Source organism: Janthinobacterium sp. RA13 (genome assembly GCF_000745325.1).
Lineage (GTDB): Bacteria > Pseudomonadota > Gammaproteobacteria > Burkholderiales > Burkholderiaceae_D > Janthinobacterium > Janthinobacterium rivuli.
In genome coordinates this window covers 5,549,072-5,570,878 of sequence record NZ_JQNP01000001.1, presented here as the reverse complement: position 1 = coordinate 5,570,878, position 21,807 = coordinate 5,549,072, and the positions used below count along the sequence as shown (strand labels likewise).

20 protein-coding genes and 2 tRNA genes are annotated in these 21,807 nt (G+C 56.2%); 14 read left to right on the top strand and 8 right to left on the bottom strand.

All coding sequences use genetic code 11. The features are described 5' to 3' along the window. Window positions 1-131: 131 nt before the first annotated feature. Entirely contained in the window at window positions 132-1,436 is a 1,305-nt protein-coding gene (locus tag FG13_RS24650) for an MFS transporter (RefSeq protein WP_035825254.1), read from the top strand. Between the two features lie 53 nt (window positions 1,437-1,489). On the opposite strand, the gene FG13_RS24645 is transcribed toward FG13_RS24650, so the two are convergent. Beyond that, complete coding sequence (locus tag FG13_RS24645; RefSeq protein ID WP_161784209.1) at window positions 1,490-1,915, bottom strand: SMI1/KNR4 family protein; 426 nt, start codon at window positions 1,913-1,915, stop codon at window positions 1,490-1,492. Between the two features lie 376 nt (window positions 1,916-2,291). Between FG13_RS24645 and FG13_RS24640 the strand changes: the two genes are divergently transcribed. Beyond that, window positions 2,292-3,872, top strand: coding sequence for an isocitrate lyase (locus FG13_RS24640; RefSeq protein ID WP_035825249.1), 1,581 nt, complete (start codon window positions 2,292-2,294; stop codon window positions 3,870-3,872). A gap of 327 nt (window positions 3,873-4,199) precedes the next feature. Then, on the top strand, window positions 4,200-4,376 hold the full coding sequence (locus FG13_RS29660) for a type II toxin-antitoxin system HicB family antitoxin (RefSeq protein WP_081922699.1): 177 nt from the start codon (window positions 4,200-4,202) through the stop codon (window positions 4,374-4,376). A gap of 46 nt (window positions 4,377-4,422) precedes the next feature. Here the strand turns inward: FG13_RS29660 and FG13_RS24630 are convergent, their stop codons facing one another. Further along, the gene (locus tag FG13_RS24630) at window positions 4,423-4,857 is read right to left on the bottom strand and encodes an STY0301 family protein (protein ID WP_035825247.1); all 435 of its coding nucleotides are present in this window, start codon (window positions 4,855-4,857) and stop codon (window positions 4,423-4,425) included. Between the two features lie 10 nt (window positions 4,858-4,867). After that, on the bottom strand, window positions 4,868-5,254 hold the full coding sequence (locus FG13_RS24625; RefSeq protein WP_035825244.1) for a BPSL0067 family protein: 387 nt from the start codon (window positions 5,252-5,254) through the stop codon (window positions 4,868-4,870). 142 nt (window positions 5,255-5,396) lie between these two features. Between FG13_RS24625 and FG13_RS24620 the strand changes: the two genes are divergently transcribed. Further along, entirely contained in the window at window positions 5,397-5,711 is a 315-nt protein-coding gene (locus FG13_RS24620) for a type II toxin-antitoxin system RelE/ParE family toxin (protein ID WP_035825241.1), read from the top strand. A gap of 31 nt (window positions 5,712-5,742) precedes the next feature. Then, a complete protein-coding gene (locus FG13_RS24615) occupies window positions 5,743-6,147 on the top strand; it encodes an addiction module antidote protein (protein WP_200880311.1) in 405 nt (134 codons plus the stop codon). Between the two features lie 369 nt (window positions 6,148-6,516). Here the strand turns inward: FG13_RS24615 and FG13_RS29655 are convergent, their stop codons facing one another. The 4 genes from FG13_RS29655 to acs form a co-directional block, all read right to left on the bottom strand. Next, complete coding sequence (locus FG13_RS29655) at window positions 6,517-9,276, bottom strand: KGGVGR-motif variant AAA ATPase (protein WP_081922698.1); 2,760 nt, start codon at window positions 9,274-9,276, stop codon at window positions 6,517-6,519. Further along, window positions 9,276-9,761 (bottom strand): hypothetical protein, encoded by a 486-nt coding sequence (locus FG13_RS30230; RefSeq protein WP_152598852.1) that lies wholly within the window; start codon window positions 9,759-9,761, stop codon window positions 9,276-9,278. The genes FG13_RS29655 and FG13_RS30230 overlap by 1 nt, the downstream gene beginning before the upstream one ends. A gap of 488 nt (window positions 9,762-10,249) precedes the next feature. Beyond that, a tRNA-Ser gene (locus FG13_RS24605) sits at window positions 10,250-10,340 on the bottom strand. A 190-nt stretch (window positions 10,341-10,530) separates the two neighbouring features. Beyond that, the gene (acs, locus tag FG13_RS24600) at window positions 10,531-12,537 is read right to left on the bottom strand and encodes an acetate--CoA ligase (RefSeq protein ID WP_035825236.1); all 2,007 of its coding nucleotides are present in this window, start codon (window positions 12,535-12,537) and stop codon (window positions 10,531-10,533) included. Window positions 12,538-12,845: 308 nt separating this feature from the next. On the opposite strand from acs, the gene FG13_RS24595 reads away from it, so the two are divergent. From FG13_RS24595 to FG13_RS24570, 6 genes are all read left to right on the top strand, one after another. Beyond that, the gene (locus tag FG13_RS24595; RefSeq protein WP_035825234.1) at window positions 12,846-13,463 is read left to right on the top strand and encodes a YqhA family protein; all 618 of its coding nucleotides are present in this window, start codon (window positions 12,846-12,848) and stop codon (window positions 13,461-13,463) included. A 71-nt stretch (window positions 13,464-13,534) separates the two neighbouring features. After that, a complete protein-coding gene (locus FG13_RS24590; protein WP_034784516.1) occupies window positions 13,535-15,076 on the top strand; it encodes a fumarate hydratase in 1,542 nt (513 codons plus the stop codon). A gap of 66 nt (window positions 15,077-15,142) precedes the next feature. After that, window positions 15,143-15,988: a glutamate racemase gene (murI, locus tag FG13_RS24585; RefSeq protein ID WP_035825232.1), complete on the top strand. Its 846-nt coding sequence runs from the start codon at window positions 15,143-15,145 to the stop codon at window positions 15,986-15,988. 144 nt (window positions 15,989-16,132) lie between these two features. Continuing rightward, a tRNA-His gene (locus FG13_RS24580) sits at window positions 16,133-16,208 on the top strand. A gap of 203 nt (window positions 16,209-16,411) precedes the next feature. Further along, the gene (locus FG13_RS24575; protein ID WP_035828697.1) at window positions 16,412-16,711 is read left to right on the top strand and encodes a type II toxin-antitoxin system RelE/ParE family toxin; all 300 of its coding nucleotides are present in this window, start codon (window positions 16,412-16,414) and stop codon (window positions 16,709-16,711) included. Further along, window positions 16,711-17,007, top strand: coding sequence for an addiction module antidote protein (locus FG13_RS24570; RefSeq protein WP_035825229.1), 297 nt, complete (start codon window positions 16,711-16,713; stop codon window positions 17,005-17,007). The genes FG13_RS24575 and FG13_RS24570 overlap by 1 nt, the downstream gene beginning before the upstream one ends. A 28-nt stretch (window positions 17,008-17,035) precedes the next feature. Here the strand turns inward: FG13_RS24570 and FG13_RS24565 are convergent, their stop codons facing one another. Continuing rightward, window positions 17,036-17,482 carry a response regulator gene (locus tag FG13_RS24565; protein WP_081922697.1) on the bottom strand — a complete coding sequence of 149 codons (447 nt, stop codon included), beginning with the start codon at window positions 17,480-17,482 and terminating at the stop codon, window positions 17,036-17,038. A gap of 288 nt (window positions 17,483-17,770) precedes the next feature. Between FG13_RS24565 and FG13_RS24560 the strand changes: the two genes are divergently transcribed. From FG13_RS24560 to FG13_RS24550, 3 genes are all read left to right on the top strand, one after another. After that, entirely contained in the window at window positions 17,771-19,876 is a 2,106-nt protein-coding gene (locus tag FG13_RS24560) for a TonB-dependent receptor family protein (RefSeq protein ID WP_035825226.1), read from the top strand. A 299-nt stretch (window positions 19,877-20,175) separates the two neighbouring features. Then, the gene (locus FG13_RS24555) at window positions 20,176-20,835 is read left to right on the top strand and encodes an FxDxF family PEP-CTERM protein (protein WP_035825223.1); all 660 of its coding nucleotides are present in this window, start codon (window positions 20,176-20,178) and stop codon (window positions 20,833-20,835) included. Between the two features lie 259 nt (window positions 20,836-21,094). Further along, window positions 21,095-21,544: a hypothetical protein gene (locus FG13_RS24550; RefSeq protein WP_035825219.1), complete on the top strand. Its 450-nt coding sequence runs from the start codon at window positions 21,095-21,097 to the stop codon at window positions 21,542-21,544. Window positions 21,545-21,807: the final 263 nt, after the last annotated feature.

The following is a 21,807-nucleotide window of genomic DNA, read 5'->3' as shown; positions in this document are numbered from 1 at the left end:
TCAACGCTGATGATAGCGGCGTTGTATTAAGCACAGCTGAGGCGGCTGCCCGTATCCCCCGCATTTACTCACGCGGCGGAAATGCGTATGCTAGGTCTGGCAATCTCCGATAACACACAAGAACGAGACACATGCCTACTTCCGACACCGCCGCCATCAACGCCGCAAGCCGTCCCCTCACCCAACAAGACTACAAGACCCTGTCGCTGGCCGCCCTCGGCGGCGCGCTGGAATTCTACGATTTCATCATCTTCGTCTTCTTTGCCAACGCCATCGGCCAGTTGTTCTTCCCGCCGGAAATGCCGGAATGGCTGCGCTTGCTGCAAACCTTCGGCATCTTCGCCGCCGGCTACGTCGTGCGGCCGCTGGGCGGCATCGTCATGGCCCACTTTGGCGACTTGCTCGGCCGCAAGCGCATGTTCACCCTGTCGATCCTGATGATGGCCGTGCCGACATTGCTGATCGGCCTGCTGCCGACGTATGCCACCATCGGCCTGGCCGCCCCGCTGCTGTTGCTGTTGATGCGCATCTTCCAGGGCGCGGCCGTGGGCGGCGAAGTGCCGGGCGCCTGGGTGTTTGTCTCCGAACACGTACCCAGCCGTTTCACGGGCTTTGCCTGCGGCGTGCTGACGGCTGGCCTGACCGTGGGCATCCTGCTCGGTTCGCTGGTGGCGACGGGCTTGAACACCGTCTACACGCCGGCAGAAATCACCGAGGGCGCCTGGCGCTATCCATTCCTGCTGGGCGGCATCTTCGGTTTTGGCGCCATGTATCTGCGCCGCTGGCTGCATGAAACCCCGGTGTTTGCGGAAATGCAGCAGCGCAAGGCGCTGGCCACGGAAATGCCGTTGAAATCCGTGCTGCGCAGCCACCGCGGCGCCGTCGTCGTATCGATGCTGCTGACCTGGATGCTGTCGGCCGGCATCGTCGTCGTCATTTTAATGACGCCGGCCCTGCTGCAAAAGATCCACCACATCGCGCCGCGCACCACCCTCGTCGCCAATACCGTGGCCACGCTGTGCCTGGCTTTCGGCTGCATCATCGCCGGCATGCTGGCCGACCGCCTGGGCGGCAAGCGCGTGATCTTCGTCGGTTCCGTGCTGCTGGCCATTTCCACCTATCTCTTCTACACCACCGTCGGCAGCCGCCCCGACCTGCTGCTGCCCCTGTACGCAATGACGGGCCTGTTCGTCGGCGTCGTCGGCGCCGTGCCCTACGTGCTGGTGCAAGCGTTTCCGGCGCAGGTGCGCTTCTCGGGACTGTCGTTTTCCTACAACTTGTCGTACGCGATTTTCGGCGGCTTGACACCCGTGGTCGTGACCCTGATGCTGAAGAACAACGTGCTGGGTCCCGCCTATTACGTGATCGGCGTGTGCGTGGTGGGCATGCTGACGGCGCTGTTCATCAAGGATCAGCGGCAGACCGTGGGACGCTAGATCCGCGCAGCGCACGGGCTTGCCTCGTGCGCTGCGGCAACTGCCCCGGTAAGCTATCTAGAAAATAGCAACAGGAAGTCTTCAAAGGAGTTTGCAATCTTTCGCCAGTAGTCATCGTCCCACAAGATGACAGAGGGCGCGCTGCGGCCCCCTCTGTAGTCGAAACAGAATGGACTCCCGTCACCGGCCATGCCGAAACAGATGATTTCTGTAAAATCAATAATGTCCGGCATGGCTCCCGGCTCAGCACTGACACTTCCAGGCTCCCCATAGCAGCCATCACCTACGAAACACACGCCAAGCTTCGCTGTCTGGGCACTCAATTCGACGACATCCGTATAGATGTGAGCCAATTCCGCCTGCAAGACGTTACCGAAAGAATCGAGCTCTTCCTTCAGTCTCAAATTGCAAAATCCTTCCGCCTCCCGATATATTGCTGCAAAAGCAACATACTCGACGGGCAGATCCATACCGTTCATCTGCATTGCTGACTTTACCTTTCACAATCGGAACATAATATTAAAACAAAATTGCTTCTGCGCCACCTTCGGGTGGTTTTTTTCGTCCCGATTTGTCGCGCTGCACCAAATTCTGAAAAGACGTTTCACATCGCGGAATTTCAGGCGCCGGACTCAGCAATTACTTCTCTCACTTTTTGAAAATTCATTTCATATCCTGAAAAATATAAATTAAGTCGTTGTAAAACAAAGACTTAATTTAAGTTATATGTCTTATATAAGACTTGAACATCGTCGCCAATCGGCCTACTATTTAGTCATGCAGTTTGCTTCGACAAGACGTTGTGGCGCACTCGGCGATTTTCTCAAACATTGCTTTTCTTTTTAGGAGATTCACATGTCCCAATATCAAGACGACATCAAAGCTGTTGCCGGTTTGAAAGACCAACAAGGCAGCGCCTGGAACGCCATCAATCCCGAGTCCGCCGCCCGCATGCGCGCCCAGAACAAGTTCAAGACCGGCCTGGACATCGCCCGCTACACGGCGAAGATCATGCGCAACGACATGGCCGCCTACGATGCGGACCCATCCAAGTACACCCAGTCGCTGGGCTGCTGGCATGGTTTCATCGGTCAACAGAAGATGATCTCGATCAAGAAGCACTTCAACAGCACCGACCGCCGCTACCTCTACCTGTCCGGCTGGATGGTCGCCGCCCTGCGCTCCGAGTTCGGCCCGCTGCCTGACCAGTCGATGCACGAGAAAACCGCCGTCTCGGCCTTGATCAAAGAGCTGTACACCTTCCTGCGCCAGGCCGATGCCCGCGAACTGGGCGGCCTGTTCCGCCAGTTGGACGCTGCGCAAGGTGCTGACAAGCAAGCCATCCAGGCCAAGATCGACGGCCACGTCACCCACGTCGTGCCCATCATCGCCGACATCGACGCCGGTTTCGGCAATGCCGAAGCAACCTATTTGCTGGCAAAACAGTTCATTGAAGCGGGCGCCTGCTGCATCCAGATCGAAAACCAGGTGTCCGACGAGAAACAATGTGGCCACCAGGACGGTAAAGTCACGGTGCCGCACGAAGACTTCCTGGCCAAGATCCGCGCCATCCGCTACGCCTTCCTGGAACTGGGCGTGGACGACGGCATCATCGTCGCCCGCACGGACTCCTTGGGCGCCGGCCTGACCAAGCAGATCGCCGTCACGAATGAACCAGGCGACCTGGGCGACCAATACAACTCCTTCCTCGACTGCGAAGAAGTGTCGGCCGACGCGCTGGGCAATGGCGACGTCATCATCAAGCGCGAAGGCAAGCTGCTGCGTCCAAAACGCCTGCCTAGCAACCTGTTCCAGTTCCGCGCCGGTTCCGGCGAAGAGCGTTGCGTGCTCGACTGCATCACCTCCTTGCAAAACGGCGCCGACCTGCTGTGGATCGAAACGGAAAAACCGCATATCGCGCAGATCGGCGGCATGGTCAGTGAAATCCGCAAGGTCATCCCGAACGCCAAGCTGGTGTACAACAACAGCCCGTCGTTCAACTGGACCCTGAACTTCCGCCAGCAAATCTTCGACGGCATGAAAGCGGCAGGCAAGGACGTGTCCGCCTACGACCGCGCCCAGCTGATGAGCGTGGAATACGACCAGACGGAACTGGCGATCGCCGCCGACGAGAAGATCCGCACCTTCCAGGCCGACTCGGCCCGCGAAGCCGGCATCTTCCACCACCTGATCACCCTGCCGACGTATCACACGGCAGCCTTGTCGACAGACAACCTGGCCAAGGAATACTTCGGCGACCAAGGCATGCTGGGCTACGTGGCCGGCGTGCAGCGCAAGGAAATCCGCCAGGGCATCGCCTGCGTGAAACATCAAAACATGTCCGGCTCGGACATCGGCGACGATCACAAGGATTACTTCAGCGGCGAAGCGGCGCTGAAGGCGGCTGGCAAAGACAACACCATGAACCAGTTTTAAGCTTTTGGCTTGACTGTAGAGTGAGAAAGCCCGCTTCGGCGGGTTTTTTGCGTCTGGACGTTGCGTAATGTCAGCTTCGTAGGTCGGCTTAGCGGAACGCGTAAGCCGACATGCATGGCCGCTGGCGCGAATTGGCGGGTTGCTTGTTAAGTACAAAAACCGCTTCCGCGATCTTTATTGCATTTGAACCCTGGTCTCGCAAGGACTATGCTGAACTACACGCTCAACTCAATCACAGGGAGCAGTCATGCATATCCCCGTTGTCATTTTCAAAGATGCCGCTAGCGGGTACGGCGTGAACGTCCCCGGCATCCAAGGCGTCCACTCGTGCTCAACAACGTCCGGGCAGCCATCACCAGCCACATCGAGACACTGCTGGAACTGGGCGAACCCGTGGATATCACGCAAAGCAAGATTGTAGCCCTGCAGGCAAATCCTGAGCATGCGGGGGGCATCTGGGCATTGGTTCAGCTCGACCTTGAAAAGCTCGATAGCAAATCGTAAGGATGCCTGCATCTGCGCCAGGCGATAGCGCCGCTACCAAAATCACTTACCGGCAATCGATATCGATCTCGTTCTGCCCGGCCTTGCTACCTTTCCTGTAGGTGAATTCGCAAAGGCTGACACTGTCGTCCATGCGTCTCGACAGCGTTATCTCACCATGCGCGCCGTAGCTGCATTGCAACCATTTACCGTCTGGATAGCGGCCTTGCAGACGGTAGCTGAGCGCCGTGTGCCCTTTCTTCTTGCGCTCCCCGCTCGGTACCAGCTGCCCCCTGCGCTCCGGGGCGCCATCGATGGGCGCTGCAGCGCTCAGATAGAGCGGACTGTCGATATACGGCGTCCAGCCAGCCGGTACGGCATTCAAGCTGATCGATGTCGCAGGCACGCTCTCCGGGCAGGCGAGCGAAGTGGCCATGGTACCCTGCGCGAACAAAGAAAAAATACAGCAGGCGGCACCGCTCAACAAACGTTTAAGTTGCATGAGCACTCCGCTATTCGATGACGAAAAAAGCATCGGCATTGTTGCTGGGATCGACATACAAGCCATTCTTGTACTGGCCTTTGGAGCGCAAGGTGCGCGAAGTCACGATGCCCGGGCGCTTGCCCGTCCACTGATCCATGACGAGGATACCGTCCAGGGTCTGTCCCATATACAGGGCTGCGTGATTGCCTTGCTGATGATTCGCATACTTACCGTTGATAAACGTGGCAATGGCTGTGCCCTTGCGCAGCAAGCGATTTCCCAGCACTGCCTCACCCTGCTTCCAGGCCGATGTGGCAGGCGCGCCACCGTAGTGGCGGACCAGCGCGACGCATTGATGGTTGCCGACCATGGTGGTTTTTTCCAGGTCGGTGACTTTGCTGTAGGCGTAGGACATGGGGTTCTCCGGGGGTTGGTGGGAGAGGCTTACGATACATGGGGGAAACTATGAGGCAGTTGAGATGGGATAAGGTTTGAGGGGGAATAATGGTTACGCAAATTTGATTGCGTATCTGTATTCGAATGAATACAATGATTCCATGAAGACGGTCAAGAAAACCAGGAACTTCAGCAACTGGCTGTCCGAGATCAAGGACGACAGGACAAGGGCAATCATTGCCCAGCACATTGTCCGGCTGGAAAATGGCTTGGGTGACGTGAAGCCGGTGGGTGGCGGCGTCCGTGAACTACGCATTGATGTAGGGCCAGGCTGGCGCGTCTACTTCATTGAAGTTGAAGGGTACGTGATCGTGTTGCTCGTAGGAGGCAACAAGAGTAGGCAGACTGCCGACATCAAGAAGGCCAGGCAGATGGTCACAGAACTGAAGAAGTCTGCCGCAGTCCCGAAAAAATAATGGCAGCCCGAAGAAATACAGGAGGTGCATCATGACTGAGCACAACATCACATTGTCCGACCTTGAAGGGCTGGATCTGGAGGACTTCGATCCAGCGGAATACATCACCAGCGATGAAGCGGCGGCCGCCTACATCACGCAAGCGCTGGCAACGAACGACGCCGCCATATTTGCCGCCGCCATTGGCGATATCGCCCGCGCGCGCGGCATGAGCGAAATTGCCAAGGCGGCGGGCTTGGGGCGCGAGAGTCTGTACAAGGCGCTGCGCCCGAATAGTCAGCCGCGCATGGAGACCATGACCCGCGTTCTGGGGGCTCTTGGGGTGCGGCTGGTGGCGGAGGTTGTTGGGTCTGGGAAGGGGGAGGCGGTGGGTGGGGCTTCAAAAAAAGCAGTGGCTGCGAAACCGCGCTCGCGGGGCAAGTCGGCGGTGGCCTAGTCTGCGGCCAGGGTCCGGACTACCATTGGGGGCACGGACTGATGTTTGGGTGCCGTAGAAGCCTTTATATTTTTGTCGGCATGAGTTCATAGCCTATCTGGGATTCGAAGGGTCGGACCTGCCGGCCCGGCCCTCTTCGAATCGACCAACTGCTGCTTGCTGCGCGTGCCGCTTCGCACGCCGTGGGCGTGCGTTCTTGGTTTTAACAAGGCTCTCGACTGAGCGGGCATCTACCGTTCCCAATGCCGCAGCCCGTATACGAATGGCGGATCTGACTTCAGCGTCGCTATTGATGAATATTTGAACTCGTGGCGATGGGAGTCGCGCTAACGTAAGTCTTGAAATTTGCTCTATGTAGCCTTACTTCATTTAAGCCTTAGCTCTCTCTCGTGCCTTGCGAGTTAAACTAATGATATTTGGCCGGGCGCCTTTACGTTTCATATTGAGGCCAATCCTAAATAATTCAGGCACTTCAAAGCTTCCTTCTTCGGAGTATGCAACCCCGTATTTCTCAAGTATATCCAACTCATGAGGTTCAATTCCATTCGACGAAGCCTCCATTCTATCAAATGGGGTCGTAAGATTTTGAATTGCCTTGAGTTTATTAAAGATTGGCAAAAGCTCCCGAACTTCTTTTGGATACTCATCAACTTTTTGTTTGCTGGTGTACTCAACTGCTTTTCTCATTGCCCCTGGAGTTAATAATCTATTTTCAGCTTGCTGATCACGGGACCCCAATGCAGCTTCGTTTATAAATCTAACTAAATCTCGCGCAGTTAATCGACCAGTTAAATCTGTAAGAACAGCGATCACCCATTCTGTCGAACGCGCTTCCTTACTAACATCACTGCCCAATTTCAAACCCCAAATTTTCTGCAAGTCCATCTCACGCTCCGCGTCGGAACGTTGGCGCCAATCAGGAGACCATAATCCAGGAATTGCTTGACTATTACTTACAAGCCAAACAGCCAATTCTTGGATGTCAAGGTCCAGCCAAGTCAACGCATAACTGCGATATGAAGCACGAAATTGCTGAACGTTTTGTTCGATAACGGCTTCAACCATATCACTACGAGCAAAAATTAAGAGGCCAATAGGACGCCCAGCTTCTTCCCTTAAGCGAATTGGTACTTCACGCAAAAGTGATCGTAATGCATCTGCCTGAACGACCTCAGTGTAGGGGTTAGCAAAAACCTCTTCGAGTCCTTCAAACAAAGCAATGGGGCGAGTAGTTGGAGCCCCCTTAACGGCCGTTAAAAATAATTCCCAATTGTTAAATCCTGCAGAACTAGCTATGGAATCAAGCCAAAAATTGGTCCATTGATTAATATCGAATTTGGCATTTATCCCGTCTCGTATAGCACTTGTAGTTGTAGAAAATGTGGTCACTACTGAACTTTTCAATGCAAAAGCTACGCGCTTCCGCCCATCTGCTACTAACTTCTGCATACCATCTGAACTGTTAATCGAACCAAGAATTGGAAGCAAAAGACCTTCAAAAGTAGCGTCAGAATCATCTAGAGTAACTGCGGCGGCATTGCGCCAAGATTGATTTTCGAGCAAATACCGAAAACTGAGTGTTTTGCCAGTACCCTTAGTCCCCTCGATAACCGCAATCGGAGGTTGATGCACAAAGTCACTTAATAGCCTCTGCAATGGCGGAGTAATCAGCGGGCGTTCAAAATTGGCCGCAGTCTCTGCGAACTCCAACTTACTTGCGAATTTAGCAAGCAATGAACAAGCTTCTGATCGCTCAGGCCGCGCTACGGAAATTGGACTAATATCTTTCAAACTTACTATGTTTATTTGACGGCTTTCTAGCCATCCTGCCATCTCATCCTTCAAAGATTGAGAGAAGCCTGTTTTTTTAAGATCATTTAAATAAGAGTTCCAGTCATTCGCCGATGCGACCAATTCTGCAACATGATAGTGAAAACCAAACGCAAGTGAGCTTTCACGGGCAGGAGTTACATCTACTCCATCTTCCAACGAACCTAGCTTAGGCGGTAGAAAAACAACGTCTGCCTGTGCTTCCAACTGGGCCTGAAGTTGCCCACGGAAAACCGGATCATCGTATTGAGAACGCGGAACCTGATTAATAAGAACAAATGGCTGACGCCCTGCCTCACCTGTTTGTCTTTCAGTCAGACCAATTGTTCGCAACATACCTTTTAATGCATTAATTGATTGTCCACTAGATGTTGTAACGAAAACCCGTTCAACTGTAGGATCAGTCAAAAAATGAATTGCTATATCAACCAGTCCTGCTCGCAAATCAACGACAGCTACTTGACATTTCAATTTTTCGGCAAGTTTTCTAACAAGATCAACAATAAGAAAAGGTTGATTACGGCGAGCATTTACAAGATGTTCAGGTCTAATTGCAAACCCAGTAAGATCATCAAGCAACCGTTTAACTGGCAACACAAAAATGTCGTCGATACGCTGATCTAACATTTGTGTAGCAACAAAATCAATAGTTTCATTCATATCATCAGAGGCATCAGCGTGGGCAATTGCCATTAGATCCTCAAGAGAAATATTAATATCTGGTTTACGTGTTTGATATAGGTAGCTTGCACCGGGAGCTTCAAAATCTGCATCGACCAGCAACACTCTCCCTTTAGACGGCAAACTTGTAGCTATGTTATGGGCAAATGCCATAGCAGTTGTGGTACGCCCAACACCCCCTTTCACACTATGAAATGCCACAACTGTCGGAGATGAATCATTCCTCTCAGGAAAATCGACTGAATACGATCGGTTTGCCTCAAGAGACGCCTGTGGTCGAAATATTTTTTTGGATCGGATAGGACCAGAAATATCATAATTTACATTTAAAAATGATCTCGAATTAGGACCAGCCAATCGAATTAATGGTTTTCCACTCTGAAAATCTATCCACGTACCAAATACAATTTTCAGCCAATCATTAATTAAAGGAATACTTTCTGCTGTTTCCACAGTAAGTGTCAGACCTGTCCAGAATACTTCGGAAGCAATAAGTTCGGGAGGAGGCGTGTTACGCAAAGAATTACCTAAAGTACTTTGCATTGGAATTTCAGCCAGCCGTCTTGCAACATCAATCCATGAAATAATTGGAAAAATTGATAAATCAGTCGTATTCATTATATTTCGCCTTCAATATACAGGATAATTTTTTGCAAAAACTCCTCAAGCGCTGCTTGATCTGATGGATCTGTATTGAGCCCATATCGCCATGCTTCGTGAGCGCCTTTTATCTCAAATTCTTGTCCGCCATTGTAGCCTCCAATAACTTTGAATGGCCCCGATGGAATAGGGATAGTTGCCGCAGATACTTTTAGCCTCGACAACATCCGAACTAGATCATGCGAATAGCTTTCGACTTTTGCCGGGAACCCTGGAGTTGCATCTAATATGGCACCATGCTCGCTTACCTCGTAGGTAAATGGTACTTTCTCAACCCTATTAAGCAAGAATTTCAAACCAGACTCTACCGCGTAAAACCGTAGCAATGATGGTCCGAATTCAGGGAAAGAGGATGCGGGCGGTAGTGCTGCTGCTAAGGCAATGGCAAGATCGCGTGTTCGAGAAAAATTACGTTTGTGATCATCACGCTGACTAACTAGCATTTGAATCCATCCTTAATCTAATCTTTATCTTCAGTAGCTAAGATTTATTGTGACAATTGTACTTTATATGAGCGGATTTCCAATCATCCCAGATAATTAATTGTAGCCACAACGTGCAACATGAAACATCGATCTAGTGCCTATTGGTGAAGTCCTATGTTAAATAATCGTTTTTTCTGAATTAATGTATCAAAATGGCAATTTTTTCAAATATTCCCACCTACCGGAATCTGATCCGCCATTTGTACACGAATTGATGCGCTAGGCGCTGTAGAGGCTTGCTCAGCCGAAACCTAATTAGAACCACGAACGCGCGCCGTAGGCGCGCGGGGCTGCCGCGCAGCGGCAGCAGTCAGTAGATTCGGAGAGGGCCGGGCCGGTAGGCCCGACCCTTCGAATCCCCCGCGCACGCCCCGCAGGGGGCGTGCTTCTCTCCGCCTACAGACGAAAAAAAAGCTACCCGAGGGTAGCTTTTTCTTTTTCGTCTTTGGCGGAGAGAGGGGGATTCGAACCCCCGATAGAGTATTACCCTATACACGCTTTCCAGGCGTGCGCCTTCAGCCGCTCAGCCATCTCTCCTGAAGGCAATGCGCGCGTCTTGCTTGCTCACATTGTGTACTGCATATCGCTTGTCGCGAAGCCGCAGATTATAGCAAAGATTCTACGGACTGCCAAAGTTATTTACCCAGGGGTAAAAGTTTGAAACACCCAACCCAGTAACTGCTGGGGTCAGACCCGGCGGGTCTGACCCCGGATGTTGCTTGGGCTATTACGACGCTTCCTTTAGCTGATCCAGGATGGCCGGGTTTTCCAGGGTCGACACGTCTTGCGTGATCGTCTCGCCCTTGGCCAGCACGCGCAGCAGGCGGCGCATGATTTTGCCGGAGCGGGTTTTGGGCAGGTTGTCGCCGAAACGGATTTCCTTCGGTTTCGCGATCGGGCCGATTTCCTTGCCGACCCAGTTGCGCAGCTCCAGCGCCAGTCGTTTCGCTTCCTCGCCCGTCGGACGCGCTTGCTTGAGCACCACGAAGGCGCAGATCGATTCGCCTGTCGTGTCGTCCGGGCGGCCCACCACGGCGGCTTCGGCCACCAGCGGGTTGGCCACCAGGGCCGATTCGATTTCCATCGTGCCCATGCGGTGGCCCGACACGTTCAGCACGTCATCGATACGGCCCGTGATGGTGAAGTAGCCGGTGTCCTTGTTGCGGATGGCGCCGTCGCCTGCCAGGTACATCTTGCCGCCCAGTTCTTCCGGGAAATAGCTGGACTTGAAACGCTCGGGGTTGTTCCAGATCGTGCGGATCATCGATGGCCATGGGCGTTTCACCACCAGAATGCCACCCTGGCCGTTCGGCACGTCCTGGCCCGCTTCGTCGACGATGGCGGCCATGATGCCTGGCAATGGCAGGGTGCAGGAACCTGGCACCATCGGCGTGGCGCCAGGCAATGGGGTGATCATGTGACCGCCCGTTTCCGTTTGCCAGAAGGTATCGACGATCGGGCATTTCTCGCTGCCGATGTTTTTGTAGTACCACATCCACGCTTCTGGATTGATCGGCTCACCGACCGTGCCCAGCAGGCGCAAGCTGGTCAGGTCGTAGTTGCTTGGATGGACTTTCGGATCCACATCGGCTGCCTTGATCAGCGAACGGATGGCCGTTGGCGCCGTGTAGAAAATGCTGACGTTGTGCTTCTTGATGGTTTCCCAGAAACGGCCCGCGTTCGGATAGGTCGGGATGCCTTCGAACACCACTTGCGTGGCGCCCACGGCCATCGGGCCATACGCGATGTAGCTGTGGCCCGTCACCCAGCCGATGTCGGCCGTGCACCAGAACACGTCGTCGGGCTTGATGTCGAAGCTCCACTTCATCGTCAGCGCGGCCCACAGCAGGTAGCCGCCGCTCGAGTGCTGCACGCCCTTCGGCGTGCCCGTCGAACCGGAGGTGTACAAGATAAACAGTGGATGCTCGGCATCAACCCATTCCGGCTCGCATTGCGCGCTCTGGCCTGCGACCAGGTCGTGCAGCCATGTGTCGCGGCCGGCCACCATCGGCAAGTCGCTGCCCGTGCGTTTATAAACGATGACGTTTTTCACGCAGTCGCAGCCGCCCAGCGCCAGCGCTTCGTCGACGATGGATTTCAATGGCAGTTTTTTGCCGCCGCGCAATTGCTCGTCGCCCGTGATGACGGCCACGGCGCCCGCGTCGATGATGCGTTCCTGCAGGGATTTCGCAGAGAAACCGCCAAAGACCACGGAGTGGGTGGCGCCGATGCGCGCGCAGGCTTGCATTGCAGCAACACCTTCGACGGACATCGACATATAGATGATCACGCGGTCGCCCTTGGCGATGCCCTTGGCTTTCAGGCCGTTGGCGAACTTGCAGACTTTTTCGTGCAATTCTTTATATGTTGCCTTGGTAACGGTGCCGTCGTCCGCTTCGAAGATGATGGCCGTCTTGTCGCCCAGGCCATTTTCGATATTGCGGTCCAGGCAGTTGTAGGACACGTTCAGCTGGCCGTCTTCGAACCATTTGTAGAATGGGGCATTGTCTTCGTTCAGGGTGCGGGTGAACGGCTTTTTCCAGCTCAGGTTTTCACGTGCCAGCTTGGCCCAGAAGCCTTCGTAGTCGCGTTCGGCGTCGGCCACCATGGCGCGGTAGGCGTCCATGCCGGAAATCGTTGCCTGTGCGGCAAACGCTGCCGATGGGTCAAATACGCGCGACTCTCCTGGTCCCTGCTGTTCCGTGCCCTGCCCTTGGTTTTCTGTAGCGCTCATGCTTGTCTCCAGTGTAGTAATTGTTTGCTAACACAATAGACCCCGTGTCTTACGGACGCCTTACATGTCGCGTTTATGCAGCGTTTTACCCCTATCAAGGCTAACCATAAGCGCCTTCGGCAATGGGAGTCAAGGGGACGCCGTACAGTATTTTCACTGGGAAAATGCACGCTGCGCCGAAGGTTCAATACCACTTCCTGTTTCATCAAACCTAATAATCAGAAGCAAGGCCATGCGCAGTAATCAGCAGCAAGTGTAAAATGTCGGGCATACCAAAAATTGGTATTTACTCCCCCAGGAAACCCCACATGATCGACCACCTACCACCGTCATCCAAACATACCAAGCTGCACCCGCTGTCCTCCTTCATCTTCATGTCGCGCTGGCTGCAGTTGCCGCTGTACCTGGGCCTGATCCTCGCACAATGCGTGTATGTCTTCCATTTCTGGGTGGAATTGTCCGACCTGATCGGCGCCGTGTTCGGCAATGATGCAGCCCTGCAGCACGTGCTGACGGCCGTTGCCGTGCCGGGCAGCGCCCTGCCGACCAAGCTGAACGAAGCGACCATCATGCTGGTGGTATTAGGCCTGATCGACGTGGTGATGATTTCGAACCTGCTGATCATGGTCATTATTGGCGGCTACGAAACCTTCGTTTCACGCATGCACCTCGATGACCACCCAGACCAGCCGGAATGGTTGTCGCACGTAAATGCTTCCGTGCTGAAGACGAAACTGGCGATGGCCATCATCGGCATCTCGTCCATCCACCTGTTGAAGACATTTATCAATGCCAATTCCTACAAGATGGAAGTGATCATTGCGCAAACGGTAATCCACATGGTCTTCATCATTTCGGCCATGGCCATTGCGTACACCGACCGCATCATGACGGTGACCCAGAACCAAGCCAGGGCGCCCCACTAAATTCCGGCGCTCCTATACTGATTAGCAAACAGCATCAAAGTCTTACCCTTCTTATCCACCGCGAGAACACCATGACTGTCATAAAGCAAGAAGACCTGATCGAATCCGTCGCCGCAGCGTTGCAGTACATTAGCTACTACCACCCTGCTGATTACATCGAGCACCTGGCGCGCGCCTACGCGGCCGAGCAAAGCCCGGCGGCAAAAGATGCGATCGCGCAAATCCTGACCAACTCGCGCATGTGCGCGGAAGGCAAGCGCCCTATCTGCCAGGACACGGGTATCGTCAACGTCTTCCTGAAAATCGGCATGGGCGTGCGCTTCGAAGGCTTCTCCGGCACTGTTACCGACGCCGTCAACGAAGGCGTGCGCCGCGCATACAACTTCGACGACAACAAACTGCGCGCTTCCATCGTGGCCGACCCGCACTTCGACCGCAAGAACACCAAGGACAACACGCCAGCCGTCGTGCACATGGAATTGGTCGAAGGCAATACCGTCGACGTGAAAGTCGCTGCCAAGGGCGGCGGTTCGGAAAACAAATCCAAGATGATCATGATGAACCCATCCGACTCGCTGGTCGACTGGGTCATGAAGACCGTGCCAACCATGGGCGCCGGCTGGTGCCCGCCTGGCATGCTGGGCATCGGCATCGGCGGCACGGCTGAAAAAGCCATGCTGATGGCCAAGGAAGTGTTGATGGAAGACATCGACATGTTTGAGCTGAAACAACGCGGCCCGCAAAACAAGCTGGAAGAGCTGCGTATCGAGCTGTGCGACAAGATCAACTCGCTGGGCATCGGCGCGCAAGGCCTGGGCGGCCTGACGACCGTGCTCGACGTGAAAATCATGATGCACCCGACACACGCTGCGTCGAAGCCTGTCGCCATGATCCCCAACTGCGCCGCCACGCGCCACGGCCACTTCGTGCTGGACGGCTCGGGCCCGGCCTACATGGAACCGCCATCGCTGTCGTCGTGGCCGGAAGTACACTGGACGCCGGACACGGAAAAATCCAAGCGCGTCGACCTGAACACCCTGACGAAAGAAGAAGTCGCTTCGTGGACGCCGGGCCAGACCTTGCTGCTGAACGGCAAGATGCTGACGGGCCGCGACGCCGCGCACAAGCGCATCCAGGACATGCTGGCCAAGGGCGAAGAATTGCCGGTCGATTTCAAGAACCGCGTGATCTACTACGTCGGCCCCGTCGACCCGGTGCGCGACGAAGCCGTCGGCCCGGCCGGTCCAACGACCGCCACCCGCATGGATAAATTCACCGACATGATGCTGGAAAAAACCGGCCTGATCGCCATGATCGGCAAGGCCGAACGGGGCCCGGTCGCCATCGAATCGATCCAGAAGCACCAGTCGGCCTATTTGATGGCCGTCGGCGGCGCCGCCTACCTGGTGTCGAAAGCCATCAAGCACGCCAAGGTGCTGGGCTTTGCCGACATGGGCATGGAAGCGATCTACGAATTCGACGTGGTCGACATGCCGGTGACGGTGGCCGTGGATGCGAAAGGCACCTCGGTGCACAACACGGGCCCGAAAGAGTGGCAGGCGAAGATCGAGCAACTCAATAGCGTCAGCAAGATTCCCGTGACGGTTGCTTAAACAAGCTCTACCATTAACGCCGCGCGGCATTCCAGCGCGGCGTTTTTTTATCTACTCCGGTTCCCCATGACTTCTATTGCAAGCAATGCCCACCCCGACGCGCCCATCGGCATTTTTGACTCCGGCGTGGGCGGCCTGTCGGTGCTGCGCCATATCCGCGCGCAGCTGCCGCAGGAAGACCTGATTTACTTTGCCGATTCCGGCCATGCACCGTATGGCGACAAGACGGAACAGCAGGTGATCGACCGTTCACTGGCAGTGGCCAGCTACCTGCTGCAGCAAGGCGCGAAAGCACTGGTCGTTGCCTGCAACACGGCCACCATCGCCGCCATCAAGGCGCTGCGCGCGCGCTACCCGGACCTGCCCATCGTCGGCGTCGAACCGGGTCTGAAACCGGCGGCCGCCATCAGCCGCAACGGCAAGATCGGCGTGCTGGCCACCGAGCGCACCTTGCGCGGCGACAAGCTGCTGGCCTTGCGCGAACAAGTCAGCAGCGCGACCGGTGCCACGTTCATCTTGCAGCCCTGCGTCGGCCTGGTCGAACGCATCGAACAGTCCGCGATGGGCAGCGACCCGCTCGATGCCACCAGCGCCATGCTCGACCGCTATATCGTCCCCCTGCTGGCGCAAGGCGTCGATACCCTCGTGCTCGGCTGCACCCACTACCCCTTCGTGCAAGACGCCATTGAACGCACGGTGCGCGCGCATACGTCGAAACCTGTCACGCTGGTCGACACCGGCGACGCCGTGGCGCGCCAGCTGGCCCGTTTGCTCGACGCGGCCAGCCTGCGCCGCAGCGGCAACGACGCGCCACGGCTGCTGGGCTACACGACGGCCAAGGTCGAAGCCCTGGCGCAAGCCTTCGCCGGTTTGCTGGACTTGCAGCCGCCTGTCGAACACCTGTCCGTGTGAGCGGTGTGAGAGCAAAAGCGACCGTTTTCATGCAATCTTTCGATTCTTTAAAAAAGACTGCATTTAGATTTGCCACTTTGCCGAGTTCTTTGTATAATTCGGCACCTGTTCAGCAAAACAGCTAAACAGGTAAGTAAGACAGTGGTGGCTGTAGCTCAGTTGGTAGAGTCCAGGATTGTGATTCCTGTTGTCGTGGGTTCGAGCCCCATCAGCCACCCCACAGAATTAGCAGGAAAATCAAAGGGTTACATGCTTCGGCTTGTAACCCTTTTTTCATTTCCGAACACATGCATGAGGCAACATCAGCCGCCCTTCCACAACATGTCAGGCGAGCGCATCAGCGAACGAAGCTGGTCGGCGCACAACAATCAAACTTGATGCATACGCTTGATTTATCGTATCCCAAAGAATACACTTGTATGCGTGAAAAGCATCCATACCACCGCCACGTTCGATGACTGGTTCAGCCAGTTGAAGGATCGGAAAGCTTTTTTCCGCATCCAGGCCCGTATTGACCGTGCCGAAGACGGCAACTTTGGCGATTGCAAACCTGTCGGTGGCGGCGTTTCGGAAATGCGAATTGATTGTGGTCCCGGTTACCGCGTTTATTTCACCCAGCGCGGCATGGAAATAATCATCCTGCTCGCTGGCGGCGACAAATCAACGCAAGCAAAAGATATCAAAACGGCGCAGCGGCTCGCGCAAATACTCCAGGAGGTCTGATGATACAAAAACTCAACAAGTGGGATAGCGCGCAGCACCTCAAAACCGAAGAGGATATCGTCGCCTACTTTGAAGCTTGCCTGGAAGAAGCGGGCGACGACGCATCCTTCATCGCCAAAGCGCTCGGCAACATTGCCAAGGCGCGCGGCATGACGCAACTTGCCAAGGATACCGGATTGGGACGGGAAAGTTTGTACAAGGCCTTGTCCGGCGAAGGCAATCCAAGCTTCGACACCATTTTGAAGGTGACGCATGCACTCGGCTTGCAATTTCGCGCCGCAGCGCTGAACACCTGACCACCGATCAGGCGTGGCAGCGAAAAGACTACCCCGCCAGCACCGACTGCACCGTCGTTGCCAAATCCTCCAGGCGCACGGGCTTGACGAGGAAGTGACGGAAGCCCACGGCCAGCGCGTCGTCCATGTACATGGGCAGGCTGTGGCCGGTGACGGCGATCAGCACGGCGTTGGCCGTGTCGGGATTGTTATGCAGGCGGCGGCCGATTTCGATGCCGCTGATGCCGGGCATTTCGATGTCGAGGTAGACGGCGTCGGGCACGCACAGCTTGACTTGCTCGACGGCCATCTGCCAGTTGCGCACCACCACGGCGTGGTGGCCCAGCGCTTCGAGCAGCATGGCCAGCGATTCGCCCACTTCCTGGTTGTCGTCGACCACCAGGAGATTTAATTTGCGCGCAGCACTTGCCGGCTGGTCGCCCTGACGGCGTTCCACGGAGGAATTGCCTGGTGTCGTTTCAGTTGTCTGGCTCATTGTACGTTCACGTCTGACGGCTGCAAAAACGCGAGTATACAAGAAGCGCGCACAATGCCGCCGCACCCGAGCAATGGTGCCACGCGGCAATCGAAGCCACCCGCTGTACCGCGCCAGCAACACTTTCCCACCTCGCAAGCGGTCATGCCTCCACTACGCAATACTCGCAATTGACGGATAAAATGAGAATCATTATCATTATCATCCCCTTGCGCCGGATGTCCACGCCACGATGTTGTCGCGCCGCCCGATTGCCCGCGCAAACATTGTCATTACGGAGATCCATGCATGGCTGCCACACCTTTCACACTGCCCTTTTCGCTGCGCCCATGCGCGCTGGCCATCGCCCTCGCCTGCCTGAACGCGCCCATCGCCGCGCAGGCACAGCAAGCTAATACTGCCGATAACGCCGGTCCCATCCTGGAATCGATCCAGGTCAGCAGCAACCTGCTGGGCACCAGCATGGCCGCCAGCACGAAAAATTTCGCCGGCGCGCGCACCGTGGTGCAAAAAGACGATATCGAGAACTCGGGCGCAACCAGCCTCAGCGACGTGATGCGCCGCATTCCCGGCGTGCAGATCAGCGACAACTCGGGCAGCGCCGGCAGCGCCATCTCCCTCAATATCGGCGTGCGCGGCCTGGCTGGGCGCTATTCGCCGCGCAGCACGGTGTTGCTGGACGGCATCCCGATGTCGGTGGCGCCATATGGCCAGCCGCAACTGTCGTTCGCGCCCGTCAGCCTGGCCAATGTCGAGACGGTCGACGTGGTGCGCGGCGGCGGCGCCGTGCGCTTCGGCCCGCAAAACGTGGGCGGCATCATCAACTTCAAGACGCGCCGCGTGCCCACCACGCCAGGCATCACGGGCGACGCCACCGTGCGCTACAACTCGTACAGCGAAGTGGGCCACAACACGCAAGCCAGCGTCTTTGCCGGTACCCAGCTCGACAGCGGCCTGGGCCTGGCGGTGCTGTACTCGGGCATTCGCGGCAGCGACTGGCGCGTGGGCAGCGATGAAAAGGTCAACGACTTCGCTCTCAAATTCCGCTACGACCTGAGCCCCACGGCCGAGGTGTACGGCAAGCTGTCCTACTATGACGTGACGTCGCGCACGCCGGGCGGTTTGAGCGCCGCGCAATACAAGGCTGACCCATTCCAGAACACGCGCCCGACCGACTTCTGGAGCGGCGAGCGCAAGGCCTTCGACATCGGCTACCTGAACGCCCTGTCCGGCACGCAGGAATTCGAGGTGCGCGGCTACTACTACAAGAGCTCGCGCGAAAGCACCCTGATCAGCAAAGACAACCTGGGCCACCAGCCGCGCAACTATGAGACGACGGCCATCGAACCGCGCTACACGCAGCGTTTTACGACCGGCAAGGTGTCGCAGGACGTCACCGTCGGCTACCGCTACCTGGCCGAACGGGCCGATGAGACCATCTACAACGTCGTCATCGCCACCGGCGTGCAACAAAAGCCGACGCGCTTCGCCGACAATTCGACCGATGCGCAAGCCGTGTATATCGACGACAAGATCGCCATCGACGCGTGGCGCATCACGCCCGGCGTGCGCTACGAGCACATCAAGACGGAACGCTTCAACCACTTGCCGACCGACCAGAAGATCGATCTGCTCAACAACAAGGCCCTGCCCTCGCTGAACGTGGCCTACTTGCTCAATAACAACGTCACCCTGTTCGGCAATTACAACAGCTCGTTTGGCGCCGTGCAAAATACGCAGCTCAATGCGCAATCGAGCAAGAACCCGCTGCAGCCGGAACTGGCGAAAACAGCCGAACTGGGCGCGCGCTGGAAGAGCGGCCAGCTATCGGCCGAAGCGACCTTGTTCAACATCAAGTTCGACAACCAGATCCAGTCCGTCGGCAGCGGCGAAAACGTGGTCTTCTACAACGTGGGCGCCACGCACCACCGGGGCCTGGAATCGGCCATCGACTACCACTTCGACCAGTCCGGCCCGCTGGCCGGCTTGAGTGCCTACGCCACCTACACTTACACCAAGGCCACCTTGCAGGATGGCGCGAACGCGGGCAACGACGTGCCCTTCTATTCGCGCACCACGGACACCGTCGGCGCCCACTACCAGCTGGGCGCCTGGGGTTTTGATTTGTCGAGCAGCCACCAGAGCCGCCAGTTCGCCGACGAAGCCAACACCGTGGCGGAAAATCCGACTGGCAGCCTGGGCGTGATTCCCGGCTTCCGTACCTGGAACACGCAAGTGAAATGGAAAGTGCCGGGCCAGAACGGCCTGGAACTGGTCGCCGGCGTCAACAACCTCGCCGACAAGCGCTACTTCACGCGCACCTCGGACGGCAATCTGGGCAAGCTAGTGGGCGCGCCGCGCATGGTCTACCTGCAGGGTCGCCTGGCATTCTGATCCGGCAGCGTGCCTGGCGCGCGCACCCTGTAAAACCTGCACCGTTGTGTTTTCGATGCAGGTTTTTTTTCGCCCCCTGATGTCACAAAGATGCTGTGATGCAAGCAGAAGCATGGCCGCGCCCCCTTGGACGTACGCGCAACAAGTTCGCCATGGAAATTATTTTCATTTTAAACACAAATGATTTCACAATTACAAAATTTTTAGCGAAAAATCTCTACTTCCGGTGAGTTTTAGTGATATTCTTTAATATCATTTAGGAAATTAAATTAATCATTAGATAAGAAAGCGGACCTTACATGAACATGCCTGCCACCCTCTTCAAGATTGCCGCGTTCACCTCGCTGATCACTGCCGGCGCCGCCAATGCCGCGACCGAACTGGTCATCAACGGTAGCTTCGAAAGCAACGCCATCAGCACGCCGTTCGCGCAATTGAGCGCCGTAACGGGCTGGACCTCGTCCGTCAGCGGCAACACTGCGTTTGAAATCCAGAAGGGAGCCACGCAAGGCGGTCAGAGCGGCTTCAACCCCGTCGCCGCTGCCGGCACGCAATACCTGGAACTCAATGCCGAGCGCCTGACTTCCGTCTCGCAGTCGATCGCCACCACGGCCGGCGGCACGTATGCGTTGTCGTTCGCCTACTCGGGCCGCCCGAATACGCCAGGCGGCGCGAGCAGCCTGATGAACGTCTACTGGGGTTCGACCCTGCTGACGCCAACGGCCTTGGTCGGCACGACCACCGGCGTGTGGCAAACCTACAGCCAGAACGTGACGGCGCTCGGCTCGTCGAGCCTGCTGCGCTTCGAATCGATCGGCCCCGTCTCCGCGCCGACCTATGGTTCCTATCTGGATAATGTGTCGGTGATGGCTGCCGTGCCGGAACCGGAAACCTACGCCATGATGCTGCTGGGCCTGGGTTTGCTGGGTTTTGTGGTGCGCCGCAAGAACGCCGCCTGAGCCTGATCTAGCGTCGCACATCAGCCGCCCCGCCGCCATGGCCGGGCGGCTTTTTCATGGAAAGACGGGAGCATAATTTTCAGGAAATGTTGCCAAGAAGAATTAAATTGACGCTACAATAGCGGGGTATCAAGCAATGCCAAGCATCGCTCCGCCAGGGCCCCTACCCCGCCCTGATCATCAGCACGCATTTTTTGAACAGGAAGGCTGGCACCACCGGGCCCGATAGCGCTCCCGGCACGGCCACCGCACACGCACCATGTCCGCAGAAAAAACCATTACCGAAACGAGTTCCTACGGCAAGGAAACGCCCGTGGGACGTCCCGACATCGACGGCCGCGCCGGCATTTTCGTGCCGACGGCGGAATTTGATATCGACAACACCACCACCATCCGCAAGGGCGCGGGCATTGTCGGCTTCGGCAACCTCGATGGCACCCTGACCGTGTACTTCGAAGCGAACCGCTTCGACGAAAGCAATCTGCACAAGTGGGAACACAAGGCGCGCAAGGCGTATGACCGCATGGTCATGGGCGCGCCCACGGTGTCGAAAGCGAAAATCGATGCGCGCATGCTGGAACAGGTCGGCATCATCGATGGCATGGGCATCAATCTCAAACACCCGGAACGCCTGACGCACTGGCTGGCGATCTCGAACGTGCCGGACACGGCGCCGGAAGAGCCCGTCGTGCGCTGGAAAAACCGCTAGCCTTCCGGAGAGCGAGGCGGGGCGCCAGGCACGAGGTGTTGTCCTACACGGTAGCGGACATTCATCCGATGCCCAAAGGCATCAACTCATCCTATGATGAAAGCCTGACCACATTCCACACCACTCAGGAGTACGACATGTCCCGCCTCATCCCGATCAGCTTTGGCGCCTTGCAAATAGGTCTGGCAGCGGCGGCGATGTACATCTTGTGCTCGGCGGACGTATTGCACCAGGGTTCGGTGTATTTCCACTAGTAAAATGAC